Consider the following 23936-nt stretch of genomic DNA (forward strand, 5'->3'; position numbering starts at 1 on the left):
GCTTTTGTATTTTCATATGCTAGAATTATTCTGTTTTATCTCGAAAACAATCCCTAATTTAGCGAGAGATTTGGTAGTACTCAGTGTCTTCTAATCTTCGGCAACAGACCACAACCTTGATTCGTGAGCGTAGAAAGCTTTTTCTCGAATTGCTTCATCAGGGCATTCTGAGCCTGTGTAAAGCCAAAGCCAATCCAAATCTGGAATCTGCCTTTTTAAAAGAATCCTGTGATTATTTAATGGAGGCGATGCGCTATGACAGAAGTGCGCCTGAGGGTTTTCTCGCCATGGCCTACCTCCTCTGGTTGACAGGAGATTCTGCCGAAGCTTTGCTTTATCTTGAGGAGGCGCTTCTACTCGACCCAAATCATCTAGATGCGATCAAATTAAGAGATCTGATTTTACCGGATCAAGGGCCGCAGATTGGGCATTTGCTTGAACAGGTTTTGAATGAGCCCTCGCAAGAACTCGAGGACCGGGCTGACTCCCCCCGGCCTGGAATTGAAAGTTCGCGTCGTCCCAAGGGGGGAGACCTGGCCCGATCGCGTCCTCCCCGTTTTGCGTTGAAGCCTCCCCCTTTCCGTGCCCCTTTACAGATAGACTATGAGCAATTGTATATTCAGCTCGAAAACAGAATTCAAAAAGAAGTCAAGCAAATTTCGCTTCTGAAGCCAGACTGGTATCAAAGTACCCGAGACCGGGCCAAGGTTCAGAAGATTGAACAACAATATGCGGGTTTGAGAGAAAAATACCGTGAGATTTTAGAACAGATTCGCAGCCTGGAAGAAGAGATAGATGGCCGGCCTTTGCGAAAAATGCTAAAGCCTCTTGAAATGATCCTTGCGCGCTGTGAGTACCATTTACATCTTTCCTGGCAGATGATTCAGTTGCAGGAAATGTTGGATGGGCATATCCGTTGGATCAATAAAGAATTAACTTATCTGAATGAGAACCATCATCTTTCTGAGGCGATCTCTGAAAAACGTTTTGAATATTTATTGGATGATTGTGATGCCTTGGCAGATCAATTGGATGAACTTGAACAAATGGGGTTGGAAAGCTCTCGACTTATCAAAACCTATGAACTCTTGGCTGCTAAAGTGAGTCAATTTCAAGACCTGCGTCAGGAAATGGGAGAAGCAAAATGAGTTTTTCTGAATTTCAGCCCCCTCAAAACCCGAATTCCCAGCCAAATAATCAATTGCGTGAAAATCAAAAACTTCCTCCCTTACAACGAGGGCTGGGAATTGAACGCATGCAACGCCAGCAGAAGCTGACTTCTCAGATGAAACAACATTCACTCAATTTAAAACTTGAACATGCCAAGATTGTTCAACGCGGTCAAGATCCGGATTTAGAGCTTTTGAAAGCGTTTTCCTGTGAAGAATTGAACCATCCAGAAGCTTGAATTCGTTTATTTTCGGCTCAGATACATCTGCCTTTGTGATTCCGGTAGTTTTTCAATTGCATAGCGCAACATGGTTCTTGGCATCTGTGTTGCCCACAGATCTAAAAATTGCTCTAAGCAGGCACGATTTTTTTTCCCAATTTCCCGCAACATCCATCCACTTGCTTTTTGCATTAAATCGTGAATAGGCGCCTTTAAATTGAGTTGTATTTCGCAAAGTGAAAGTGTTTGTGTGAATTCTCCCTGTTTAATCAGGGGGGCCGTTGCAAGCATGGCAATCCGCCTCTCCCATAGGTTTTTTGAAAAAATCCATTTGAACAGTAACTGCTGTTGATCCGTTTTTTTTATAAGCCAATCCCCCAATGTACCCGGAATAATCACATCGACAAGATCCCAATGATTCAGTTGTTTGCGGTGGGTGATTAAAAAATCGATCAGCGGCACCTGGCTCTCCTCTGTCTTGGATTTTTGATACTTGAAGAGAAGAATTAAAAAACCAATCATGCGTTCCTCATGCCACAGGCTGTTGACCAAGGTCGAGAGTTCGCTTAGCGGAGAGCGGACATATTTTTTGGCGAGCGTTCTTTGTTGTGGCATTGTCAATCCGATAAAAAGATCCCCTTCGCCATATTCCCCTGGGCCGGTTTTGAAATAGCGCTGGGATTGTTCTGCACGTGATGCGTTAGCCATATTTCGTAACTCCACTTGAAGTGGCAGGAGTGGTGTTTCCATGCTTTTGTGATCCTGTTTGATTTTTTTCATGTGTATCGGTTGCGAAGAACTTCTCACAATGTTTAAATTTATGCTAAAATTCCCCTATTGTAAAATTGTCTCAGCCTTTTCTGTTTCTTTTTCTGCAAAAGAAACCTTAGGCCATAGGAAAGGAAATTTAAATGCAAAGACCCTATGAAGTAATGTATATTCTGGATTCTCGTCTTGATGATGAAAACCAGAAGAAGATCAATACACGCGTCAACGAAACCATCGCCAAAATCGGTGGCAAAGTTGAAAAATCCGAGTCTCTTGGTCGCAAAAAGCTGGCATATCCCATTCAGAAGCAGAATGATGGACTCTATATGCTGACTCATTTTGAGGCCGATACCCAATCGCTGGATGAACTGCAGCGGGTTATGGGGATTACGGATGGATTACTCCGGCATCTGATCATCCGTCGCGATGAGCCTTAATTACGTCATACTTTCTGGTCAATTGGCCCAGGACAGCGAAATGCGTTATACCGTTTCAGGTAAACCTGTATTAGAGTTTCACTTGGCCATGACGGATCCTCACCGGCCCGAGCAAAATCACTCGATTCGAGTGGTGAACCGCCGCGAAAGCTCTGTAGAAGTACAGCGCCAACTGCGCAAAGGGGTTTCGGTGATCGTTGAAGGTCAGTTGTATCAGAAAAAGTATGAAGTCTCCGGCAGCAAACGGAAACAGCCGGAAATCCAGCTCGAATCCCTTAGTATTCTGGGCTGATCCTACACTTTTACGAAAGGTAATAAATTTATGAGCAGACCCTATGATGAAAGACCCGTAAACAGCTCCTCTGAAGGCGCTGAAGCACCCGCAGAACGTCCTGCGCGCGCTCCCCGTTCTTATGGCGATCGCCCTTCTTACCAAGGCGGTGGAGATCGTCCTCCTTACCAAGGTGGCGGAGATCGTCCTCCTTACCAAGGTGGTGGAGATCGTCCTCCTTACCAAGGCGGCGGAGATCGCCCTCCTTACCAAGGTGGTGGAGATCGTCCTCCTTACCAAGGTGGCGGAGATCGTCCTCCTTACCAAGGTGGTGGAGATCGTCCCTCCTATGGTGGCGGTGGTCGTCGCTTTGGCGGACCTGGTCAAGGTGGCAACAGCCGCTTTGGTGGCCGCGGAGGTGGTCCCCGTCGTCGTCGTCAGAAAATTTCTAAGTTCGACGAATGGGGCATTGATAATATCGATTATAAAGATGTAGAGCGTTTGAAAGAATTTTTGAGCGAACACGCCAAGATTCTTTCCCGCCGTGTGACTGGCAGCCGTGCCAAGCACCAACGTCGTTTGACCCGTGCGATCAAACGTGCTCGTTTTATGGCGCTTCTGCCCTATGTCGGCAAAATTGAAAAACACAGATAAATCAGGATTCAATCAGATCTCTGTTTGAATCCTTTCTGAAACGCTCTGGCATTTTGCCAGGGCGTTTTTTTCTTGGAAAAGCTAGTTGAGCTTAGTTTTCTTGTGCAATACGTTTCATGGATAGGAACAGATCCTCGACTTTTTTTCTGGCCCATGGGGTTTTTCTCAGAAACTTGAGGCTGGATTTGATCGAAGGATCATAATTAAAACATCTGATTTCAATCTGTTGACCCAGTTCCTCCCAACCATAGTGGGCGACCAATTGGTTGAGAATCATTTCCAAGGTGATTCCATGCAAGGGGTTGTTAATTTGTGTCTCAGACATGTTTACTCTTTCTCAATGCCAAACTTAATTTTAAATAGACCCATTGCATTCTAAAATATTTCTTTTAGTTTTTCCTGATAGCGGGAGTAAATAAAGGCGACTCCCAAGAGAATGATGCCCAGAACAATAAAAGAAAGCGTTTTAAACAGCGGATCCATGCCTGCAATATCTAAAATAAAGACTTTTGCGATACTTAAAAAGAACATAAGAATGCCTTGATAACGGTAGGTTTTGCGGTTTTTAGCAAAGCCAAAGCCCATCAGTACGACTCCCAGGAGGGCCCAACTGAGGGTGATTTTAAAGCTGTCTAATTGAATGATGAAAAATACAGTGAAGGTTAAGGTGCCCATTCCGCTGTAAATGGGAAAAAGGTGATTCTCAAAGGGTTGCATGGGAGCCTTTAACTTTTCTTTAAGCGACTCGAATTTCAGCGCGATGCCATGAAAGAACAGGGCCATCAGAATCAGTGCGATGGGTCTGAATATTTGGGGGGTATCAGCGGTTACGCCCATTCCGCTAAAATCGATCAGCAGTGCTTTGATTAGCAAAATATAGGAAGCACTGTAAAACCCTACTCTGAGGCTCTTAAACTGTAGATTTTTTTGCATGATGGTAAAAAGAAATACGATTAAACCTAACCAAAGTAGATTGACCAAATAGACAGAGAATTGAGAGGCCATCCAGGCCAGGGCAAGGTAAATTCCACTGAGTAGATAAAAACTGGCGGACTGTCGATCTAAGAATGCGATATCGAAATCTCTCTGCTTTTTTAAAGGCTTTTCCTCCAGTATTTCTGCTGATTGAGTATCTGGAGCGCTGACGGCGAAGGCATTCACTTTGTAAAAACTCAATCCAATCGCAAACAAAAGGCTTAAGACAACACCGTCTAGATACAGGTTTCCATGTGATAAGCTTTCCTCCATCTGCAGGGGGGTGAAAAAATGAAAGTGTATAAATTGGATGATGGTTAAAACACCACTTAAATAGGCTACCTGTCTCACCGTTTTAAAGTCGGTCTGTTGATAGGCCCAAAAACTAAGTGCTGCGGTGAGACATGCACCTGCAAACCCCAAAGTACTTCCTGTCAAACTTTTGTCTAAAAAGATCAACAAGCCGAGAGCAGCTGTCCAGATATAGACACTCGGCAGGTTTTTTTCCTGTTCTTCCAATAATTCTTGGTGTTTGAATAGAAAATAACCCAGCACAAAAAATGAGCTGATTGTACACAGGGATACAAAATATTGAAAAGGCGTGATCGGCGCTTCCTGTGAGAAATTGTAGACCAAATCAACCAGGAGTAGTTTACTTGCGATCAGGCCATCAATCGCATAATTTGAATATCGCAGTGCTTTCATTTTGAAACGATAGGAAGCGATCGTGAGAATGACCGATTCGATTACCCATACCAAGGTGATTACTTCTGCGTTCAAATGCAGAGAAACAGTCAACGTCAATGCTGCAACGGTCAGGTAAAGATAGGTCGACCGGCACAGCTCTGATTTGCCTTGTTTTGAGGCAAAGTAGAAAAGCGCAGCATAGCACAGGGTCATGAACAAATAGGGCAAGCCTCTGAAGTTGGGGGTGTTTTGGGCCACAAAATAATAAAGCATAATGGCGGTAAAGACCCCATGCAGCATGGCCAAGAGAGAGAGATGTTTTTCATCTTTTGAGTTTTCAGACTTCCAAGAGACGAAGCTTTGCCATTGAAAGGCAGTAAAGAAGAGTGTCACCAAGCCCAAAAGTATCAAGCTGTTTTGAATGTTCTGCTCGGGCAGATTAAAACTCAGAATAACGGAATAGGAAAAGAACCAAAAGACGTTCATCACTTTGAAAACAAGCGTTTTCTGTTCGGGCAAATTTTGCTTTTGCAGGGAGTAGACGAGGCCCGTATAGAGCAAATTCAAGAAGAGCAGCGAGAGAGCCGCCAAAACAAAAAGTTCTGTATTTTGCTGATACCAAAAGCCAAAGTATAAATAGGCGACGTTTAATCCTGCCTGGCCGATATCGGTCCAGCGTTTCAGGCTGCTTAGCAGAGCCAATCCAATGGCCAGCAAGAGGCCATAGACAAGGGTCAGGGTTTCATAGCCATTGCTTAAGAAGGTCGTGGTATACCCCAGAAAAAATGCGCCACTGACAATCACCTTGGAATTGTGCAGCAGGGCCATGCCGATGGCTCCCAAGACCACCAGACTGAGCAAAATGATATCCCCTAACTCGGATATTCCAATCGCTTGCCGATACGCTTCAAAATGGTAGGCCGCATAGATCATAAAATACAGAAGGGCAAATCCCCCTCCAATCAGCGTGCGTCCCCAATGAATATATTTCTCCCAGCGTGTGACATAATGCCCACCGGCTACAAGCGCGAAGGCAAAAGAGACACCCATGGCGAGTCGCGGCACATAACCAATCCAGTTATTTTTAAAAGCCAATCGCAGCAAAAGGCCAATTCCCAAGACCAGGGCCACAATACCAATACGTGAAAACCATTTCAAGCCAATATTTTCTTCAAGGCTGGTGGCTGAACGGATCTTTTCTGGACTTTTCATGGCATGGGTTTCGATGCCCTGTGGTAGCATGGCTTTGAGGGCTTCAGGCGTAAAGCCATCAACCTGATCTGTTACTGCCTCAAGCTGGAGACTGTCGAGAGCCGTTTCTTCCACACTTTCAAAGGCTGTTTCAAGAATTTCTTGCTGAAATTCTTCAGTTTTGGCTGGGGGTTGATGGGGGGGGCGTTTTGTATGGGGAGGAAAAGCTTCTGTTTCATTAGGTGAAGCCTCTGTGCTTTGAATCGCAGGGGATTGGCTTACGAGTGGGCGCTTCCATGCCGATTCAGATAATTTGGGGCTTGTGCGGGTGTGCTTTTCAGTTTGGGCCAAGGCCGTTTCAAGATCACTGACTCTGCGCTCTAATTGAGCATTGCGTTCGAGCAACCACTCTACGTCTTTTTTTAAGTTTTCAAACAGATAATGTTTAAACATGGTTTTTGTTTTGCATTGCCCAATTTCAATTCATTCATCTGCGAACTCGATAAAACTCTAGTTATTTCAAGAAAAGAAAGCAAACGGGAAGGTTATTATTTACTGGTCGGTTTGAATAATTTAATTATCTTAGCATGTAGAGGTAGAATTTCTGAAATAATCTTCAGCTAAAATGCTCATCACCACCGCATTGAGATAGTGGCCCTGTTTAAAATAGGCCTGACGCAAACAGCCTTCAACCTGAAAGCCTGTTTTAAGATAAAGCGTATGGGCTGCCAGATTGTCTTCACGATGTTGAAGGTAAACTCTGTTTAAATGAAGGTCCTCAAAGGCATGTTTTAAACCGAGTCGGGTTGCCAGGGTGCCATAATTTTTACCTCTGGCCTCAGCTTCACCGATCAAAATACTGAATTCAGCACTGCGGTGAACGGCGTGGATTTGGGTGAGATTGAGGTTGCCAATATGGGTTTGGGTTTCAGATTCACAAATGGCGAGTCTGACGTTTTGGGCGCGGTTTTGCAGATAAGCTTCAAACCAGGCAGCTTCAGTTTCAGGATTGATATAGCGAAAAGGTTCCCCCAAGTTTTCAACCAATAGAGGGTCCTGGCGCCAGCGCAAGGTATTTTGAAGGTCGGAGCGGGTCAGTTCGCGAAGAAAAATCATGGGGCTTCACAGACCAGAAAAATACTCGCACATTGGGTGGGATGCTCCATCCCCAAGGCAAAACAGGCTTCCATAAAAGCATCTGAAATTAAGTCAGTGCCAATCAATCGGTCGAACTGAAAATTGGCGAGGGGTTTATAAAAAATGCCCCCCCTTGCGAGAATCTTCAGCCCTGCTTCGCGTGCATCGTTTTCAAAGGTATCGCTGAGATAAACTCTGCGATGCCCATGTTTGAGATCGGCTTCTGATAAATCACACAAATGGCGTAAAATTCCCATTTTTACTGCAATCTGTCGCGAGGGAGCATTCCCATTGGGTACGATCAGAAAGAGTCTGCCTGTCGGGCTGAGCAAGCTTTTTGCCTTTTCAAGCACAGCAACAGGGTGATCCAGGTGCTCTAAAACATGAAGCAGAAAGATCGCATCATACCGCTCTTCGCTTTCAAAGGTTTCAAACAAGGATTGTTTGAAAACCACCGCTTTGCCCACCCGTTGACGTGTGGCTTCGATAAATTGAGCGGCTGCTTCAACCACTGTCAAATCTGGGTACAGTGCCGCCAATAAACTGGTAAACTCACCATGCATGCACCCCATTTCAAGGGCTTTTCCTGGCTTCAACCAAGGCTTGAGCGTGCGCAACATATACTGTCGCATTCGCGTATCAAAGGGCGATAAATCATAGTCATCTGCAATTTGATTGAGGCGTTCAAATTCAAGCTGGTTAAATTCAGGCATGCTTTACTGCTTTCTTTAGCCTTGTCCTGGCCGGTAAAATCGAGCTTCGGGGGGCTGGTACCAATCCGCTAAATTTTGGGGGATTCTTGAATAATAACCCAAAACCTGTTTTAAACGATCTGAAAGTTTGTGCTGCTGTTCTGCGTTATAGGCCGCTAAATAATCAAACTGTGGTTTGATAAAGGGAGGGGTGAAGGTCAAGGTCAAGCCCCTTCGATACGAGGGGCTTTGATTTTGACCGGCAGCATGCCAAAGGCGCGAATCAAAAAGCAAAAGGCTTCCTGCGGGGGCACAGATTTGCTGAGCCTTTGCAAAAAACTCAGCTTCTTGGGGTTTATCAGCGGTTAGGTGAGAGCCTTCCAATAACCAAGTGGCCCCATTCTCAGGCTTAAAATCGTCTAAAATCACCAAGAGATTGATCATGATATGGAACTGGGGAGTCCATGAGCGTTGATCGCGGTGGATATGATGCACATAAGCGGTTTCTGAAGGAGGATTGAGCACCCCCCCATACGAATTGAGAATAAAGGGCCCTGCTAAGAATGCTTGAATTTCAGTTTCAAGATCGCCGCGCTCCAAAAACATTTTGAAAAGTGGGTCTTGAGCTAAAAGATGGTGAGCTGTTCCTGGCAGGGCAGAGCCTAAATACTTGCTTTGAAGTTCAGAACAATGCTCAACCGCTCGTTCGAGTGCTGCACCCAGACCTTGGCACAGATCGGCTGGCAATTTATTTGGACTGAGCCACCAGCCTTTTTGAGCCAGGGCATGATGAAAATCAGGGGAGACTTCGCTGGGATTCAAAATATTTCTCCTTCTCGGTAAGCAGGAAAATAATTTCCTTGTTTATTCTCAGTCAGAAAGCGGTATTTTTCTCGATCAAAGATTTTACCACAAAGCCAAACAGGCCATCGGACATTGCTCCAGCCTTGTTTGAAGAACGCCAGTCCATTTTCGCTCTGATTGTACAGGCCACCGCCTAAATCGAGATGGTGATATCCTTGTTCAGCGAACCAGGCAATGCCTTTTTGATAAAGCAAATAGGCGCAGTAATTTTCGTATCCCAGCTTCGAACTGGCAGCCAAATGACTATACGCTTTTTTTTGAGCGGGGTCGAGCATCCACAGATGAATTCCCAAGATATCTTGATCTATTCTTGCAAGAAAGGCGATCAGGCCTGGGGTTTGTAATAGATTTTGAAAAGCAGTTTTTGAAAACGCTCTCACTCCCTTGATCTGGTGCTTCAGAATCAGGTTTTGGTACAAATCAAACCATTCGTTGAGGATTTGCAGAGGCTCCACAAGGACTTCAAAGCTCTGCGTGCGTTCTGCACGGCGGGCATAGTAGCGGTGGTGAGCACTGAATTCAAGTTTTTGGGTGAGGTCTATTCCATAATGGTGTTTGAAAAGACGAAAGCAATCAGGAAACAAGGGGCCCAACTGCTTTTCTGAATTTGGGTCAAGCGGATCACTTACCAAAACCAAAGCTATAAAAGATTCAAGCGTTTGCAATGCTTGCAGATCAGCTTTCAGGTTTTCAGGTTTTAAGGCCTTAAAAAAAGGATAGGATCCTGTTAAATCAAAACCAAACTGCCGAAAAGTTCGCTTGAATAGCCACCCTTGGGCGTGTTTGAGAAAATGGGCTTCTCCGATTGAATCAAGTGATTTCACATAGGCCTCAGCCAGGTAGCCAGACTCAGACACTTTTTAAGCTTTTCAATAAGTGTTTGAGCAGGTAGTGCATTTCCTGCTCTTGGTAGCGTTGATCAATCGGCAGGGTCAGAATCTGTTCAGAGAGCAGGTGTGAATTTTGGAATTCAGACGGGATCCTGTTTTCAAGTCTCCAGTGAACGGGGCAATAGATCTGTGCCTTTGCCAGAGAGTGCTGGAGTTTATCGCGCTGGGGGGTTTGAATTGGAAAACCCAGCGGAACCGCCTGTTCGGGAAGCTCTTTAAAAACAGCCAAATCAGGGATTTGGTCGAGCAGATATTTAAAATTTTCGCGTCTGATCCTGGCGATTTCAGAATAATTGACAGCATGGTTTAAAATAGCCCGGCTGTGACTGCTCATGGCATAGGCTCCGGTTTTTTGTTCGGTTTCAGCCCTTTGGTAGAGGTGAAACCATTCAGCTTGCAATTGGATGTCATGTTTACCTTTGAAATCAAAATCCCGACGCAGCAGCAAAGCTTTTTGCATTTTAAGCCAAGGCACGGCTGGAGGGGGGGGGAGTTCATTGAATTTTAAGGAGATTCGTGGCCCGGTTAGAACGCCGCCGTCAGGAATGCCGAGCCATTTTCGTGGGCTGTAGAGGGTATACCCATCAGGAAACAGAGATTTTACAAACAAGCCTTGGGCTGCATCGACAACCATGCTTGCAGGCGAATCCTGCAAGGCCTGTATAAAAGCTGTTGAGGGGAGCATGCCAAAATAGATGGGGCAGAGCACCAAATCATCTGAGCGCAGCTTTTGTGTCCAACGCAGATGGACAGGTTTGAGTGTCTGATCGATTTCATAGAAACTTATTTTTACTTGTTCTGAAACTGCGTCAATAAGTTGTGGGCAGATAAAACTGGGAAGCCAGATGCGCTCAGGTTTTAATGACTGAATCAGGAGATAGAGGGCCGAGCGCGCATTCCAAGTGAACAGAGCAGATTCTGGAAAGGGCCAGTGAGGTTCGGCTTGAAGGTTGATTTCATGATAGGCAAAGAGTCCACCGAGAAACATGAATGCGATTGTGCCTCAGTCTTCGAGAATGGCTCTATTATGCCACAATCAGCCCAAATTCCCCAGACAATAAATGACTGGGTCTGTGTTATATTGCTCTCAGAGGGGTGTTCACTATGCAATCTGTTTTATCCACTTCAAAATCTTTTCGTCTGGTCTTATTGCTGGCCATAACAGCCTGCGGGACAGTTCCCAGAATGGATCTTAAAACTTATCAATCTCAGGCAATATTGAAACCTCAAGCCCTAAAATTGAGTGCAAAAGCCTGGTTGCCAAGGGTACAGGCCGAGGCTTTGAATTGGCAGAAAGATGCCTATTTGACGGGGGTTTATGCTTTTCAATTGTCGGGAAAGTCATTTCTCAGTTATGAGTTTCAATCGGGGCACTTACCTGAAAAAACTTTGTATATGAAAATGACTGAAGCGGGAGTTTTGAGCCAAACCCTGAGCCAGACCCAGCAAGTTTCTGAAAGAATTGTTATGGAAAACTGGAAAACTTCTGAACAGGAAGCTTTGGCGCTGGCTCGTACCAAGGGTTTCAACGCATTGGATGATTTCGGCGTGGGCTTGGGTTCCTGGAAAGGGATGGGCATTGCAAATCCTGGTCTGAAATGGTCAGTTTTATCATTTGCAGATCCCAACACGCAGTATTATTACGTGATTGATGATCAGACACTTCAAGTTTGGCGTTGTGAGCCGACTTCCCAACCCAATCAAGGCTGTTTGCCAACAGTGAAAAATATCTTTCTGAGTCTCAGGAATCTCGAAATAAATGGTTGAGCATATTCATTGCCCTGCTTGTGGCAGAGAAGAAATGGTGGGTGCAAAATTTTGCAGTTATTGTTTTGTGGCGATTGAAAGCTCGATGGATTCTGAAGCTCAAAAGCCAGCCTGGCCTGGCGTTCCCAAAGGCTATATCCTTAAGCAGACTCCTGCTGAAATATATTTGCCGGCCTGGTTACAGATCCCTTTTGGATATGAAGCGCTTTCACCTGTTTTCTGGATTATTCTGCATCTTGTTTTGCTCTTTTTTCTGCTTTTTTCCTTGTTTGGCCTGATCTCAGCCTCCTTTCCCTATCTTGGGATGCTCTTTTGTCTTGGCGTGGGAGCTGCACTTACCCATCTGTTTTATCAAAAAGCCTATCCAAAGGTAGCACAGTTTGGTGAGGGGGGCTTTCCCGGGCCTGTGCAAAGAGTCATGGTCTATATCGGGATACTGTATCTTTTGGCTTTTAGTTTACTGTTTATTAGCAATGAAAACTATGTTTTGGGTTTGTTTTGTTTTATCGTATTTATTGGGGTTTCAGGTTATTTATTTGGTTTTAAAAAACAGAAGCAGGGTTTTATTGATGCCTTTAGCGACCTGATTTCAAGTGGTCGCATTCAAAAAAAAGGGATTGAGTCGATTGAATATCTTGCTCTTTGTTTGATTCTGTCTGGAATGCTTTTTATTCCTTTGCTCTTTTTTGATGCCTTGTTTCCCCTTGCCCAGCCTCAATATCTTGTAAATGTAAGGAATTTAGAGGCCAGAAGCAGTGGCCGTAGCGGTACTTCATATTACGCGACACTTGTGGGGTGGCACGGGCAATCCCGTTTCATCAAGTTACGGCTTCCTGTGGCGCAATGGAACCAACTGTCAATCGGAGCTTCCTATCATTTAAAAACCAAGCGTGGCCTCTTGGGGGCAGAACATTTTACGCGTCTGAAGCCTGCCAGACAAGACCGAAAACAGCCACTGTGATCAAAGGATAAAAAGTATGACTGAACTATTCACGCAGGGAATTTGGGGCCGAACACCCGAACAGATTGGGCAGGCGCTGGCTGTGATTGTGGGCATGGTCTTGCTTCAATTCCTTTTGCACTCTGTGATTTTCAGGCGCTTGAAAAAATTGGCAGAAAGTACCACCACTTTTGTAGATAATATTCTGGTTGAATCTGCGCGTTACCCGCTGCGTTTGAGTCTGTTCTGCCTCACTCTTTTGCTTGTTTCAGATATTTTAGGTTTTTCTCCCGTTTTCGCGCGTTGGATTTCCCGTTTGGCTGAATCGGGTTTTATAATTGCGGGCACCTGGTTTTTGTCTGGCGCATCTCAGCTCTTAACGCTTTCTTTTGCTGCCTGGATGGAAAAACGCAATACCCCACTGGATCTTCAGGTTCAGCCTTTGTTTACCCGTGTTTTACGGGTGGCGGTGTGGATTATGGGCGGCCTGATGTTGATCCAGCATTTGGGTTATTCGATTACCGGCATTATTGCTTCACTTGGGATTGGGGGCGCAGCCCTGGCTTTTGCTTCACAGGATACGATTGCAAATGTTTTTGGATCTGCCAAAATTCTCTTGGACCGTCCCTTTTTAATCGGGGATTGGATTAAATCCACCGATGGATCGATTGAAGGTGTTGTTGAAGATATTGGCTTTCTTTCAACCCGAATTCGTACCTTCGCAGATACCCTGATTACGGTGCCGAATAATAAGATTGCCAATTTGGCGCTTGAAAACTTCAGCCGCATGACCAAGCGCAGAATTTTTACGCATATTGGGCTCAGTTATGGAACCCAGATAGAACAGATTCAGACGGTGGTGCCTCAAATGCGTCAATATATCAGCGAACACCCCGAAATTGAACCCAGTACACTTTTTGTGCATTTTACAAGTTTTTCTGAGTCTTCTCTGGATATTATGGTGTATTTTTTTACCCGCACAACCGTTTGGGCCGATTGGCTGAGAATTCGAGAGGAAATTTATTTAAAGTTTATGTTGATTCTGCAAGAGGCTGGAATTCAAATTGCAGTGCCTGCCAGGCAACTGCGTTTAGAACACTTGCCCCAAGGTGCATTTCATGATCTGATGACCTTTCCTGGGCTGATTTCAGCCCCTGAAGATCTCGAACCCCTCGTAAACGGCCCAGATTTGGATAGCTCTGCTTTTTCTCCGGGAGCCTAGTTCGCTCTTCTCTTAAACCTGAGTCACAGGTTAAATTTGCTTATCTACAGAGGAGAGCCCCATGCCAGATTTACCTGTCTTGCTTTGGTTTCGTCAGGATCTCAGATTGTCAGACCATCCGGCCTTAACCTCTGCGCTGAAAGCCAGGGCTGTGATTCCCGTTTTTATTGCTGATCGATCTGCAGGAAGCCCCTGGGAAATGGGGGCCGCAAGTGCTTGCTGGCTTCATCACTCTCTGGCCAGTCTCTCTGAGGCCCTTGAGCGCTTTGGATCGCGATTGATCTTGCGTAAAGGCAGTTCTGAGCAGGTTTTAAAGGAATTGCTCAGCGAAACGGGGGCCCATAAAATCTTTGCCAGTCGTTTGTATGAACCTGAGCTTGCGAAACGGGACAGGGCATTGCAGAAGATCTTGCCGCTTCAGTTGTTTGAAGGGGCTTTGCTGTTTGAACCCGGTGAAGTACTGACCGGCGCAGATACCCCCTATAAAGTTTTTACGCCTTTTTGGCGTGCGTGTTTAAAACATGATTTTCGCCTTCCCTTGCCCGCGCCAGAGGCTTTGCCTCCTGTTTGTTCCAAAATTCCAAGTTTGCCTTTGGCTGCCCTTGAGCTTTTGCCCGCGATTCCCTGGGATACTCAGATCAGAGCCACCTGGCAAGTCGGGGAAGCTTCTGCGCTTGATAAACTCAAAATTTGGCTTCAGTCAGGGCTGGCGGGATACGCGATCGAACGCAACCGACCCGATCGGCAAGGGACTTCCCGACTTTCCCCCCATTTACATTGGGGGGAGATCAGTCCAGCCCAGGTCATGTATGCCGCTCAACAGAACATGGGGGGGGTACCCGCCGAGGATCTGCGTGTTTTTCTCAGTGAAATTGGCTGGCGTGAATTTGCTGTACATATTTTAGATTTTTTTCCAGATACTGATCTCAATCCTTTGGATAGTCGTTTTTTAGATTTTCCCTGGGCAGAAAATACTGGGTTATTAAAATCTTGGCAAAGAGGGCAGACCGGCTACCCGATTGTGGATGCTGGCATGCGGGAACTTTGGGCCACGGGTTGGATGCACAATCGGGTCAGAATGATTGTCGCTTCTTTTCTCTGCAAGGATTTAATGATTCCCTGGCAAGAGGGGGCGCGTTGGTTTTGGGACACGCTGGTGGATGCGGATCTGGCTGCCAATTCATTGAACTGGCAATGGAGTGCGGGTTCTGGAGCCGATGCAGCACCCTATTTCAGAATCTTGAATCCTTTGACCCAAGGGCAAAAATTTGATCCCCAGGGTGAATATGTCAGGCATTGGCTTCCTGAATTGGCAAAACTTCCCACACAGTGGGTGCATTGCCCTTGGGCTGCGCCTCCAATCGTTCTGCTGGAGGCAGACCTCCGCTTGGGCAAGGATTATCCCTTTCCTCTGGTTGATCACCGTCAGGCACGGGAAAGAGCTTTACAGGCTTATCAGCAAATACGCAATTCCTCGAACCCTTGATGCCACTCTTGATTGGAACGTGTCTCCTTATTGAAAGTTCTGACCCAGGCGTGTATTCCGTTACATGGGGAAGGTTCGTGGTAGAATGATTCACCTGAAAGTTCTCTACTTCTCATCGAATTGACCCTGCCTGTCAGGGTCCGGGGGAAGACCCCCGACAACCCGCAATTGAAAAGAGGCTCATACATGAAAGAGGTTGTTATCGTCGCCGGGCTGCGTACTCCTTTTGTTAAAGCAGGAGGCGCTTTTAAAAATCTTCCGGCCTATGATCTGACTGCCCGCTTAATTCGCGAATTGATGCTGCGTTTAGATTTTCCCTCAGATAAAATTGAAGAAGTGATTATTGGCAATGTGATTCAAAGCGTTGAATCTGCCAATATGGCGCGTATTTCAGCCGTGTTGGGAGGCTTGCCCAATCATATCCCCGCCTATACCGTGAATCGCAACTGCGCATCCGGGATGGAGGCTATTAGTCAGGGGTTTGATAAAATTCGCCATGGCCAGGCCAAGATTATCCTGGCTGGAGGTGCTGAGTCTATGAGCAGTATCCCCATCTTTAGCTACAGCCCAGAGCTGACAGATATCTTGATGGGGGCTTCCAAAGCAAAAACAGCGGCGCAACGCCTGCAAATTTTATCTCAACTGCGTCCCCAGCATCTGAAACCCGGTGTAATCAATCAAAATGATCCGATTGCAGACATGACCATGGGGCAGACCGCTGAAAATCTGGTTCGGGATTTCGGCTTGACCCGTCAGGAACAGGATGAATTCTCTTTGCGGAGTCATCAATTGGCTGTGGCTGCACGCCCCAAACTGGCAGAAGAAATTCTGCCGATTTTAATTCCCGACGGTGGCAAAGGCGAGGCCGTTCTGGATGATATTGGGCCCCGTGAAGATTCCAAGCTCGAAAGTCTGCTCAAACTGCGCCCAGTTTTTGACAAGGATTTCGGCTCAGTGACTGCTGGCAATGCCTCTCCGATTACAGATGGTGCAGCGATTGTTCTGATGATGGATGTCGAGACCGCCCAAGAAATGGGACTTGAACCCTTGGGGTATATCCGCAGCTACGCCTATGCGGGGCTCGAAGCGCAAAGGATGGGATTGGGACCTTCCTATGCTACACCCAAAGCCTTGGCTCAAGGAAAAATTAAATTTTCTGAAATTGAACTGATTGAAATCAATGAGGCCTTTGCTGCCCAGGTGATTGCCAATGAGCGGGCCTTTGCTTCTTCTGATTTTGCTGAAAAAATTGGTTTAAAGGCTCCCCTTGGTGAGATTAACCGGGATATCTTGAATGTCAATGGCGGTGCAATTGCCTTGGGACACCCTCTGGGTGCATCAGGGGCCCGCTTGATTCTGACGCTGCTCAAAGAAATGGGCCGCCGCGGCAATTCTTTGGGGCTGGCTTCTCTCTGTATTGGGGGGGGCCAAGGTGCTTCCTTTATTTTGGAACGGAAATAGAGGAGGCTGATCATGTCGGATCAAAAAGCAACCCCAGAAGCCGATGAAGCCCCAGCGCAAAATCTGACTTCTGAAGAGACAGTGAAAGAAATCCCCGTCAAGAAGGCCAAATCACCTTCGAAGCGCAGTTCAAAAAAAGCGGCAGATGATGCTGTTGAGAGTGCTGAAGGAGTTCAGGCCCATGAAGAATTGGCAGCTGAATCTCCTCAAACTGAAGGCACGACTGTCGCCTCAGCCCCCGAAAAACCCCTCGAAAAGGAAGAATTATCCATGAGTTCTGAAGTACAGGAAAAACCACAAGCAGCCCAAACAGATTATCTGAGTTTGGATATTGCAGCAGATGGAATTGCGATGGCCTGGTTTGATACGCCAGGTAAGAAAGTCAATCTGCTTTCTCCCGTGATGCTGGATCAGATTGAAACTGTTTTAAACGAAATCTCTTCCAACCCTGCGGTTAAAGCCGTGATCTTTGCCAGTCGCAAAGAAGATAATTTTATTGCCGGTGCTGACTTGGCGAGTATGGTTTCTGAAAGTTTTGATCTTGAAAAGGCAGTTGCCTTTGGCGACCGGGGTCGCCAGGTCATGCAGCGTATTGCTGAGCTTGAAGTGCCGACGATTGCCTGTATTCACGGCTCTTGTCTGGGCGGTGGTTTGGAATTGGCCTTGGCCTGTGATTACCGCGTGGCCTCTACCCATCCCAAAACAAAATTGGGATTGCCTGAAGTTCAGTTGGGAATTTTACCCGCTTGGGGCGGTGTCTCCCGTTTGCCAAGACTTCTGCCGCTGCCCACAGCCTTGGATCTGATGCTGACAGGCAAGCAATTGCCAGCTAAAAAAGCCCGTTCGATCGGACTGATTCATTTGGCTCCTCCGCACGATATTTTGATTGAAACCGCTCAAAAATTGGCAAAAGAACTCTTGGCGGGTCAGCAAAGTTCAGTTTCAATTAAACCTCCCAAAACCAGTCTTTTGGACAAGGCCTTGAGCAATCTGGCAGTGGGCCAGAACTTGGTGTTTAAACAGGCCCGCAAAGGGGTGCTTGAGAAAAGCAAAGGATTTTATCCTTCTCCGCTCAAAATCCTTGAAACGGTTCAAAACAGTATGAACCTTCCCCTCTATGAAGCCTTCAAACTTGAGGGACAAGCCTTTCGCTATCTTCTCGAGCGCAGTGAAACAGCCAATCTGATGAATCTTTTCTTCGTCAACCAGGATTTGAATAAAATTCCTGAGTTGGAAGGCAAGAATGTTAAAAGCCGCAAGGTTAAAATGATGGGCGTTTTGGGGGCCGGTTATATGGGTGCAGGTATTGCCCAGATTTCCAATGCCAAGGATATCGATATCCGCCTCAAAGATGTGAATTATCCTGCGCTCTTGAATGGCATGAAATCGATTCGCAAGACCTATCAAGGTTTGCTGAAACGCCGCCGTTTGAATGAAAAACAGGTTCAGGACAAAATGCGTCGCATTACGCCAACCACTGAACACACAGGCTTTCAACACTGTGATTTGGTGATTGAGGCCGTGGTTGAAAAAATGGAAATTAAAAAAGCTGTTTTTCAAGAAATGGAAAAGCACGTCAATGAAAATACCATTTTAGCCACCAATACCTCAGCCCTTTCGATCAATGAAATGGCAGAAGCCACTTCGCGTCCTGATCGTTTCATTGGTCTTCACTTTTTTGGCCCTGTGCATAAAATGCCCTTGGTTGAGGTAATTCTGGGTGAAAAAACCAGCCCTGAGACGCTTTCTACGGCTTTGGGGTATGTGCGCAGCATTGGTAAAACCCCCGTGGTGATTCGAAAAGATACCCCCGGCTTTGTGGTCAATCGGATTCTTGCGCTTTATGGCAATGAAGCCTGCCTTTTACTTGAAGAAGGCGCGGATATGACCACGATTGACCGCCTGATGACCGATTTTGGCATGCCCATGGGCATCTTTGAAGTGATTGATTTGGCAGGTGTGGATGTGGCTTGGCATACCGCTCAGAGTGTGCGCGCTCTGTTTGAAGCCCGTCCTGGTTTTCAAATCAGCACGGTCATGGAACGCTTGTTTAAAGATCAGCGTTTGGGCCAGAAAAATGGCAAAGGATTTTATATCCATGCTGGAAAAGAGCCCATCCCCGATCATCGCTACCTTCAACAAGTTGTTCAGGAAATCCGCCCTGAGAGTGAACGTCGCCAAATGACGGCTGAAGAAATTCGTGATCGTCTGGTTTTGAGCATTCTCAATGAATCGGCGCTTTGTCTTCAAGAGGGCCTGGTCTCCCGTCCTGGGGAAATAGATATGGCCATGTTGATGGGAACGGGTTTCCCGCCTTTTAGAGGTGGGCCTTTGCGTTTGATTGATCAACAGGGCATTCAGTTTATTGTGAATCAACTTGAATACTATGCGGAAACACGAGGAGAACGGTTTGCACCCTGCCAGCTTCTGAAAGATATGGCAGCATCGGGCAAAAAGTTCTACCCGCTGTTCTAGTCGCGCTGTGCAACCTGGAACGATTGTCGAGTTTCTGCAAAAAAATGAAGTGATGGTGGGGGTTTGCCAGTTTAGCAACCCCCAACATATTCGTATTCTTGCTGAAAACAATAAAGAACTCAATTTACATGAACGCAAAATTCTTCACGCTTTAAAGCGCTCGCTTCCTCAAAGCATGAGCAGAATGGAGCGCGTGGCTGCTTTGAAAGATTGGTCTGAAAAGCTTCGCCAGGAAGCTTTGCCTGTTGATTTGAATACCCTTTGGGAAGTTGTCAGCGGCGAAGAGGACTCTCTTGACCTGAATTCTCTAGCAGAAATGTGTTTTTCACAGCCAGGCGATTTGGAGGTTTCAAGCCTGCTCAGGTCTTTGAGCGCTGATCGGCTCTATTTTGAACGTAAAGGCGATGAGGGCTTTGTTCCCCGCTCAGAAGAAGTGGTGGCTCAAATACAGGCCCAACAAAAACGGGAAGAAGATAAAAAGAAGAGCCGCCGTGCGCTCTGTGACTGGATTGCGAACTGCGAAACTTCCCCCCATTTGCCTCCCGATGGCGCTCAATCAGCTTTGCATTTATTGCAGGATGTCGCAGTGATTGGCCGCCGATCGACTCATTTTTCGGTGGTCAGCCAACTCTATGATGAAGCGGGTGTAACAGGTGGCCCCCTTGAAGAACGGTGTCTGAAAACCCTAACCCGCTCAGGGGTGTGGGATGAAGATATCAACCTCAGTTTGATTGAACACCAGGTGCCTTTGCTATTTTCGAGGGAATTGCTGGATTATGTGGAACAATTGCCTGAAGTCTCTTCAGTCTGCCCAGCTGATCGCAAAGATCTGCGCTATTTAGAAACACTTACGATTGATGATGCTGAAACCACAGATATTGATGATGCCCTCAGCTGGGAAGAAACACCCTCAGGTTTTCGCCTTTGGGTACATATTGCCGATGCTTCTGCTTTTGTCACGCCCCATACACCTTTGGATCAGGAGGCCTCTCGCCGTTTTACCTCGATTTATCTTTGTGAAAGAAAAATTGAAATGCTGCCGATCCGCCTGTCTCAGGATCTTTGCAGTTTGGTAGAAGGTCAGCCCAGGCTTGCCTTATCGGTAGCCCTCGATCTCAACGCTGAACTTGAAGTTCAGGGAGCCAGTATTCATGAAACCTTGATCGAAGTGAAAAACCGCATGAGCTATGATCAGGTCGATCAGATCTTCGAAGAACATCAGCTTTTGCAAAAATTGTTTCAATTGGCCCAACATCACCGTGAGCAGCGCTTGGCGCGCGGAGCCGTTGAATTTAACCGCCCTGAACTGCGAATCAAAGTGAGTTCAGAAAAAGAAATTCTTCTGAAGCGGGTCGAAAGAGATTCTCCCGCACAACTCTTGGTTTCTGAATTGATGATTCTGGCAAACCATTGGGTGGCCCGTTTGCTGAGTGAAGCCCGGATTCCTTTGATCTATAAAACGCAGGAAGCGCCCAATGAAGAAAAATCACCTGGCAAACCCTTGCTGAAGCGCGCTGAAATGACGGTCAGACCTGGCCTGCATTATGGATTGGGATTGGATGTCTATACGCAATTCACTTCGCCGATCCGCCGCTACAATGATTTGATTCTGCATCGACAAATCAAGCATTGGCTGCATTCCCAAAACAGCCTCTATACAGAAGAGGATATCCAAAAACTGATAGCGCTTTCTGATCAGGCAGTCTTTAGTGCCAATTATATTCAGAGAGAAAATTATCGCTATTGGTTATACAAATTTTTTCAAAGCTTGCCCACGCCGCGAATCTATCCGGCGCGTGTACAAACCAAAACAGCTGAAAAAATGTTTATCCATCTCCCTGACTATTGTCTGGACACCCCTTTTCCCTTGGGAGATGCTGCAGATTTACAGGAGGGTAGCGAGTTTTGGGTTGAAATTACCCAGGCCTATCCTCGCAAGGGCATTTTGCAATTGCGTCGTGTCAATCCGCCTCAGGAAGCGTTAGAAGCTACGCCGTAAGAATCACGTACCTTTGTGATAAAGGCTTGAATTGAAGGATTGTGCGAAATTTTCCAGGCGATATCCAGGAAATAGAGCGCATGGTTAATATCTCTCACCAAACTGTAAAGGTATCCCAATCCAAAATAGGCTTCATGTCGCTCTTTGTTCAAACTGATCGCTTCGAGAAAATGGCTGACAGCTTCTTGTAAGGGAGTTGTTTGGGTAAAGTTTGATTCAACAACCAGGTCAATACAACTAAAGCCCAAATCGAGATATTCTTGATAGGATTTTTTGTGCTGATTGAGCACAATTCCCATTTTATTGCGAATCAAAGAACGGCCTGCGCCCATATCAAAGCGCACTTCCAATTCTGCCCCGTCTTTTCGGGCTGAACTGATTTGGGCTTCTGCTTCATTCTCCTGGGGCACAGATTCTGTCGTTTCGGGAAGCTCAAAGGAAAGAATTTCGAAGCTTTCTTCAGGGGCGGCTTCAGGTTCAGCGGTTTCAGGAACAGGCTTTGCTGGGATCTCTAGATTGGTGGTTAAGACGCTGACCAAGCGCGACCAAATTTCAGTTTCAAGGGCTTGGATAAAGGGAAACTTATTTTGAAGCACCTCAGGCAAAGTACAGCTTTGTGGGGGTGGGGGTTGCTTTTCTATCAAGGTGTGAAGAATCTGAATCATCAGATGATTCCAGGCATTGAAAGCACTCTGTTGATCTGTTTCTGGAAAAATCAGGCTATCTGGAGGATAGAGTGTTTGCCAGATGCTTAAAATTTCTTGCCATACAGGGGGCTCGGGGGATTGGAGCAGGGGTTCAAGAGCTCTTAACTTGGGAATACGTTCAAGACTCTGTGCTTTGAGCAATGCCAAGGTTTGGGTCTGAATTTGGGCATTCAGCGCTTTTAACTGGTTTTCCAAGCTTTGTCTGAAAACTGGGGAAAGGGTTTGTTTGCGCTTGCTTTCTAAACCTTGGCAACGCGCTTTTAATTGTTCAAGCTGTAAACGCAACTGGCGGCTGGGGGAGGGGGGCGAGGCGGGTCTGTGCAAGGGGCGAGTCGCCGCGGAAGTTCCAGAAGCTTGAGCCGTGGCAGAAAGAGGACGGGTAGAGCGAATACTCATCCTGTTCTGCATAGGTGGCTGCATGGATTGCTTCTCCTTCGAAGACCTGAGGGCTTTAAGCTCTCTGAAAGGACTACAGAGCTAATTGAATTATTGATTCATTTTACCACAGTTTTGCACTTGCCCCTGATGCAGGAAAGCCTGGAATAATCACAATTTTCTTTCTAGATTCAATTATTTGACGAAAATCACATTTTCAGTGTGATAAGTTAATAGCACTGATTAGAATCTTTGGTGCTAATGTTAAAGATGTAAATAAAAAACATGACAAAATGGCAAGGAGAACGAGCGATGAAAATTCAGAAAATCTATCAAAAGGGTCTGATGGCGAGTTTGAGTGTTTTGATGGCGACAGGCATGAGTGCCTGTGGCGATTTAAGTTCCTTGGTAAACAATCCCCAGGTGCAGGCAGCTCTTAAAGATTATTTAAGTTTGACCCTGAACAAAGAAGTAGATGGAACCACTACGGCTGTGCAGGCAAACGATATTCAATCGATTATTGCCAATGGCAAAGCCGTGAATTATTCGGTGGATGCACAAGGTCAAATCAGCTTCCAGAATCTGCCTGCAGATGCAACAGAATTGGAGGTACAGTACAAAGATGCCCCAGCACCTGTTGTGATGCCCATTGATCCCAAACAAAAACAAAATGGGAAATTGGTGATGCGCGGCGTTTCCCGTTTTTCAAAAGGTGAAAATGGCCAACTGGCCTTTCAAGAAAATCTTTCAGGATTTGATTTTAACCGAGATGGTCAGTTTGATGAGCAGAAACCGCAGTTCGTGCAACAGGAAGGCGTCTTTATGCGCCATGATCTTGCCAATCAAGTGGTTCAACGTTTCGAACTCAAACCTGGCCAAGCACTTAACCTTCAGGCTCCTCCGAGAGAGGAATTGCGTGGCGACAGATTTTTCATGCCCCTTCCCCCCCAGAGGCCTGGACAAGATATGATGCCCAAGGTCTGTGGCATGTTTAAGGCCAAGGAAGATGGTTCGATTGATATCCCACGCCCCAATGGGGAAGCGCGTAATCTCAAAGCAGGTGAATTTGAAATCAATGCTCAAGGTGCTTTGAAAATCATCAAAACGGGAGAGCCAGATACTGGCCGAACCTTGGTGGCTCCACCTTGTGCGCGTCCCATGATGCCTCCCAATGGCTGTCAACCTGGCCCGAATGGTCAAATGCCCAGACAAATGCAGCCTGGCATGCAAGAAGAGCAGCCCATGCCCGCTGGACCTATGAATCCCATGAATATGCCCAGCATGCAGCCAGGCCAGATGCAACCAGGTCAAATGCAGCCCGGTCAGGCAGGGCCAGCAGGGCCTTGCCCCATGCCCAGAATGCAGCCAGGCCAGATGCCGCCCGCTCCAGGGCAACCTGGAGAACAGGCTTCTCCACCCCCTCAACCTGAACCCCAGGCTACTGCTACACCAGCACCCGAGGCCACAGCAACGCCTGAACCCGAGGCCACAGCAACGCCTGAACCTCAGGCAACAGCAACGCCTGCTACCTAAGCCCCCATAATAACA

General features: G+C 46.5%; 22 protein-coding genes. 13 read left to right on the plus strand and 9 right to left on the minus strand.

Annotated elements, in window-relative coordinates; translation table 11 throughout:
* Positions 1–83: 83 nt before the first annotated feature.
* Together COW20_09405 and COW20_09410 are read left to right on the plus strand one after the other, a co-directional pair.
* Positions 84–1148, plus strand: coding sequence for a hypothetical protein (locus COW20_09405; protein ID PIW48295.1), 1065 nt, complete (start codon positions 84–86; stop codon positions 1146–1148).
* Entirely contained in the window at positions 1145–1408 is a 264-nt protein-coding gene (locus tag COW20_09410; GenBank protein PIW48296.1) for a hypothetical protein, read from the plus strand. The genes COW20_09405 and COW20_09410 overlap by 4 nt, the downstream gene beginning before the upstream one ends.
* A gap of 6 nt (positions 1409–1414) precedes the next feature.
* Here the strand turns inward: COW20_09410 and COW20_09415 are convergent, their stop codons facing one another.
* On the minus strand, positions 1415–2170 hold the full coding sequence (locus COW20_09415) for a DNA alkylation repair protein (GenBank protein ID PIW48297.1): 756 nt from the start codon (positions 2168–2170) through the stop codon (positions 1415–1417).
* Between the two features lie 131 nt (positions 2171–2301).
* On the opposite strand from COW20_09415, the gene rpsF reads away from it, so the two are divergent.
* From rpsF to rpsR, 3 genes are read left to right on the plus strand one after another with little or no spacing between them, the layout of a single operon-like run.
* Positions 2302–2595, plus strand: coding sequence for a 30S ribosomal protein S6 (gene rpsF / locus COW20_09420; protein PIW48298.1), 294 nt, complete (start codon positions 2302–2304; stop codon positions 2593–2595).
* Positions 2585–2887, plus strand: coding sequence for a hypothetical protein (locus COW20_09425; GenBank protein PIW48299.1), 303 nt, complete (start codon positions 2585–2587; stop codon positions 2885–2887). Before rpsF ends, COW20_09425 begins: the two co-directional genes overlap by 11 nt.
* Before the next feature lie 30 nt (positions 2888–2917).
* Positions 2918–3520: a 30S ribosomal protein S18 gene (gene rpsR / locus COW20_09430; GenBank protein ID PIW48300.1), complete on the plus strand. Its 603-nt coding sequence runs from the start codon at positions 2918–2920 to the stop codon at positions 3518–3520.
* A 91-nt stretch (positions 3521–3611) separates the two neighbouring features.
* Here the strand turns inward: rpsR and COW20_09435 are convergent, their stop codons facing one another.
* The 7 genes from COW20_09435 to COW20_09465 form a co-directional block, all read right to left on the minus strand.
* On the minus strand, positions 3612–3845 hold the full coding sequence (locus tag COW20_09435) for a hypothetical protein (protein ID PIW48301.1): 234 nt from the start codon (positions 3843–3845) through the stop codon (positions 3612–3614).
* A 50-nt stretch (positions 3846–3895) separates the two neighbouring features.
* Complete coding sequence (locus tag COW20_09440) at positions 3896–6826, minus strand: hypothetical protein (GenBank protein ID PIW48302.1); 2931 nt, start codon at positions 6824–6826, stop codon at positions 3896–3898.
* Between the two features lie 129 nt (positions 6827–6955).
* Positions 6956–7489, minus strand: coding sequence for a UDP-4-amino-4,6-dideoxy-N-acetyl-beta-L-altrosamine N-acetyltransferase (locus COW20_09445; protein ID PIW48303.1), 534 nt, complete (start codon positions 7487–7489; stop codon positions 6956–6958).
* A complete protein-coding gene (locus COW20_09450; GenBank protein PIW48304.1) occupies positions 7486–8223 on the minus strand; it encodes a class I SAM-dependent methyltransferase in 738 nt (245 codons plus the stop codon). The genes COW20_09445 and COW20_09450 overlap by 4 nt, the downstream gene beginning before the upstream one ends.
* A gap of 15 nt (positions 8224–8238) precedes the next feature.
* Positions 8239–9024 (minus strand): phytanoyl-CoA dioxygenase, encoded by a 786-nt coding sequence (locus COW20_09455; GenBank protein PIW48305.1) that lies wholly within the window; start codon positions 9022–9024, stop codon positions 8239–8241.
* Complete coding sequence (locus COW20_09460) at positions 9021–9923, minus strand: hypothetical protein (GenBank protein ID PIW48306.1); 903 nt, start codon at positions 9921–9923, stop codon at positions 9021–9023. Before COW20_09460 ends, COW20_09455 begins: the two co-directional genes overlap by 4 nt.
* On the minus strand, positions 9916–10944 hold the full coding sequence (locus COW20_09465; protein ID PIW48307.1) for a hypothetical protein: 1029 nt from the start codon (positions 10942–10944) through the stop codon (positions 9916–9918). Before COW20_09465 ends, COW20_09460 begins: the two co-directional genes overlap by 8 nt.
* A 116-nt stretch (positions 10945–11060) precedes the next feature.
* Between COW20_09465 and COW20_09470 the strand changes: the two genes are divergently transcribed.
* The 7 genes from COW20_09470 (at position 11061) to COW20_09500 (ending at position 21306) form a co-directional block, all read left to right on the plus strand.
* Entirely contained in the window at positions 11061–11723 is a 663-nt protein-coding gene (locus COW20_09470) for a hypothetical protein (GenBank protein ID PIW48308.1), read from the plus strand.
* Positions 11716–12684: a hypothetical protein gene (locus COW20_09475; protein ID PIW48309.1), complete on the plus strand. Its 969-nt coding sequence runs from the start codon at positions 11716–11718 to the stop codon at positions 12682–12684. The genes COW20_09470 and COW20_09475 overlap by 8 nt, the downstream gene beginning before the upstream one ends.
* Positions 12685–12700: 16 nt before the next feature.
* Positions 12701–13885 (plus strand): mechanosensitive ion channel family protein, encoded by a 1185-nt coding sequence (locus COW20_09480; GenBank protein ID PIW48310.1) that lies wholly within the window; start codon positions 12701–12703, stop codon positions 13883–13885.
* A 61-nt stretch (positions 13886–13946) separates the two neighbouring features.
* Complete coding sequence (locus tag COW20_09485) at positions 13947–15371, plus strand: deoxyribodipyrimidine photolyase (protein PIW48311.1); 1425 nt, start codon at positions 13947–13949, stop codon at positions 15369–15371.
* 186 nt (positions 15372–15557) lie between these two features.
* The gene (locus COW20_09490) at positions 15558–16832 is read left to right on the plus strand and encodes an acetyl-CoA C-acyltransferase (protein ID PIW48312.1); all 1275 of its coding nucleotides are present in this window, start codon (positions 15558–15560) and stop codon (positions 16830–16832) included.
* Between the two features lie 12 nt (positions 16833–16844).
* A complete protein-coding gene (locus tag COW20_09495) occupies positions 16845–19307 on the plus strand; it encodes a hypothetical protein (protein PIW48313.1) in 2463 nt (820 codons plus the stop codon).
* A 7-nt stretch (positions 19308–19314) separates the two neighbouring features.
* Positions 19315–21306 carry a hypothetical protein gene (locus tag COW20_09500; protein PIW48314.1) on the plus strand — a complete coding sequence of 664 codons (1992 nt, stop codon included), beginning with the start codon at positions 19315–19317 and terminating at the stop codon, positions 21304–21306.
* Here COW20_09500 and COW20_09505 read toward each other — a convergent pair.
* Positions 21279–22409 (minus strand): hypothetical protein, encoded by a 1131-nt coding sequence (locus COW20_09505; protein PIW48315.1) that lies wholly within the window; start codon positions 22407–22409, stop codon positions 21279–21281. The genes COW20_09500 and COW20_09505 overlap by 28 nt on opposite strands.
* Positions 22410–22700: 291 nt before the next feature.
* Here COW20_09505 and COW20_09510 point away from each other — a divergent pair, with 291 nt between their 5' ends.
* Positions 22701–23921: a hypothetical protein gene (locus COW20_09510; GenBank protein PIW48316.1), complete on the plus strand. Its 1221-nt coding sequence runs from the start codon at positions 22701–22703 to the stop codon at positions 23919–23921.
* Positions 23922–23936: the final 15 nt, after the last annotated feature.

The organism is bacterium (Candidatus Blackallbacteria) CG13_big_fil_rev_8_21_14_2_50_49_14 (assembly GCA_002783405.1).
Classification (GTDB): domain Bacteria; phylum Cyanobacteriota; class Sericytochromatia; order UBA7694; family UBA7694.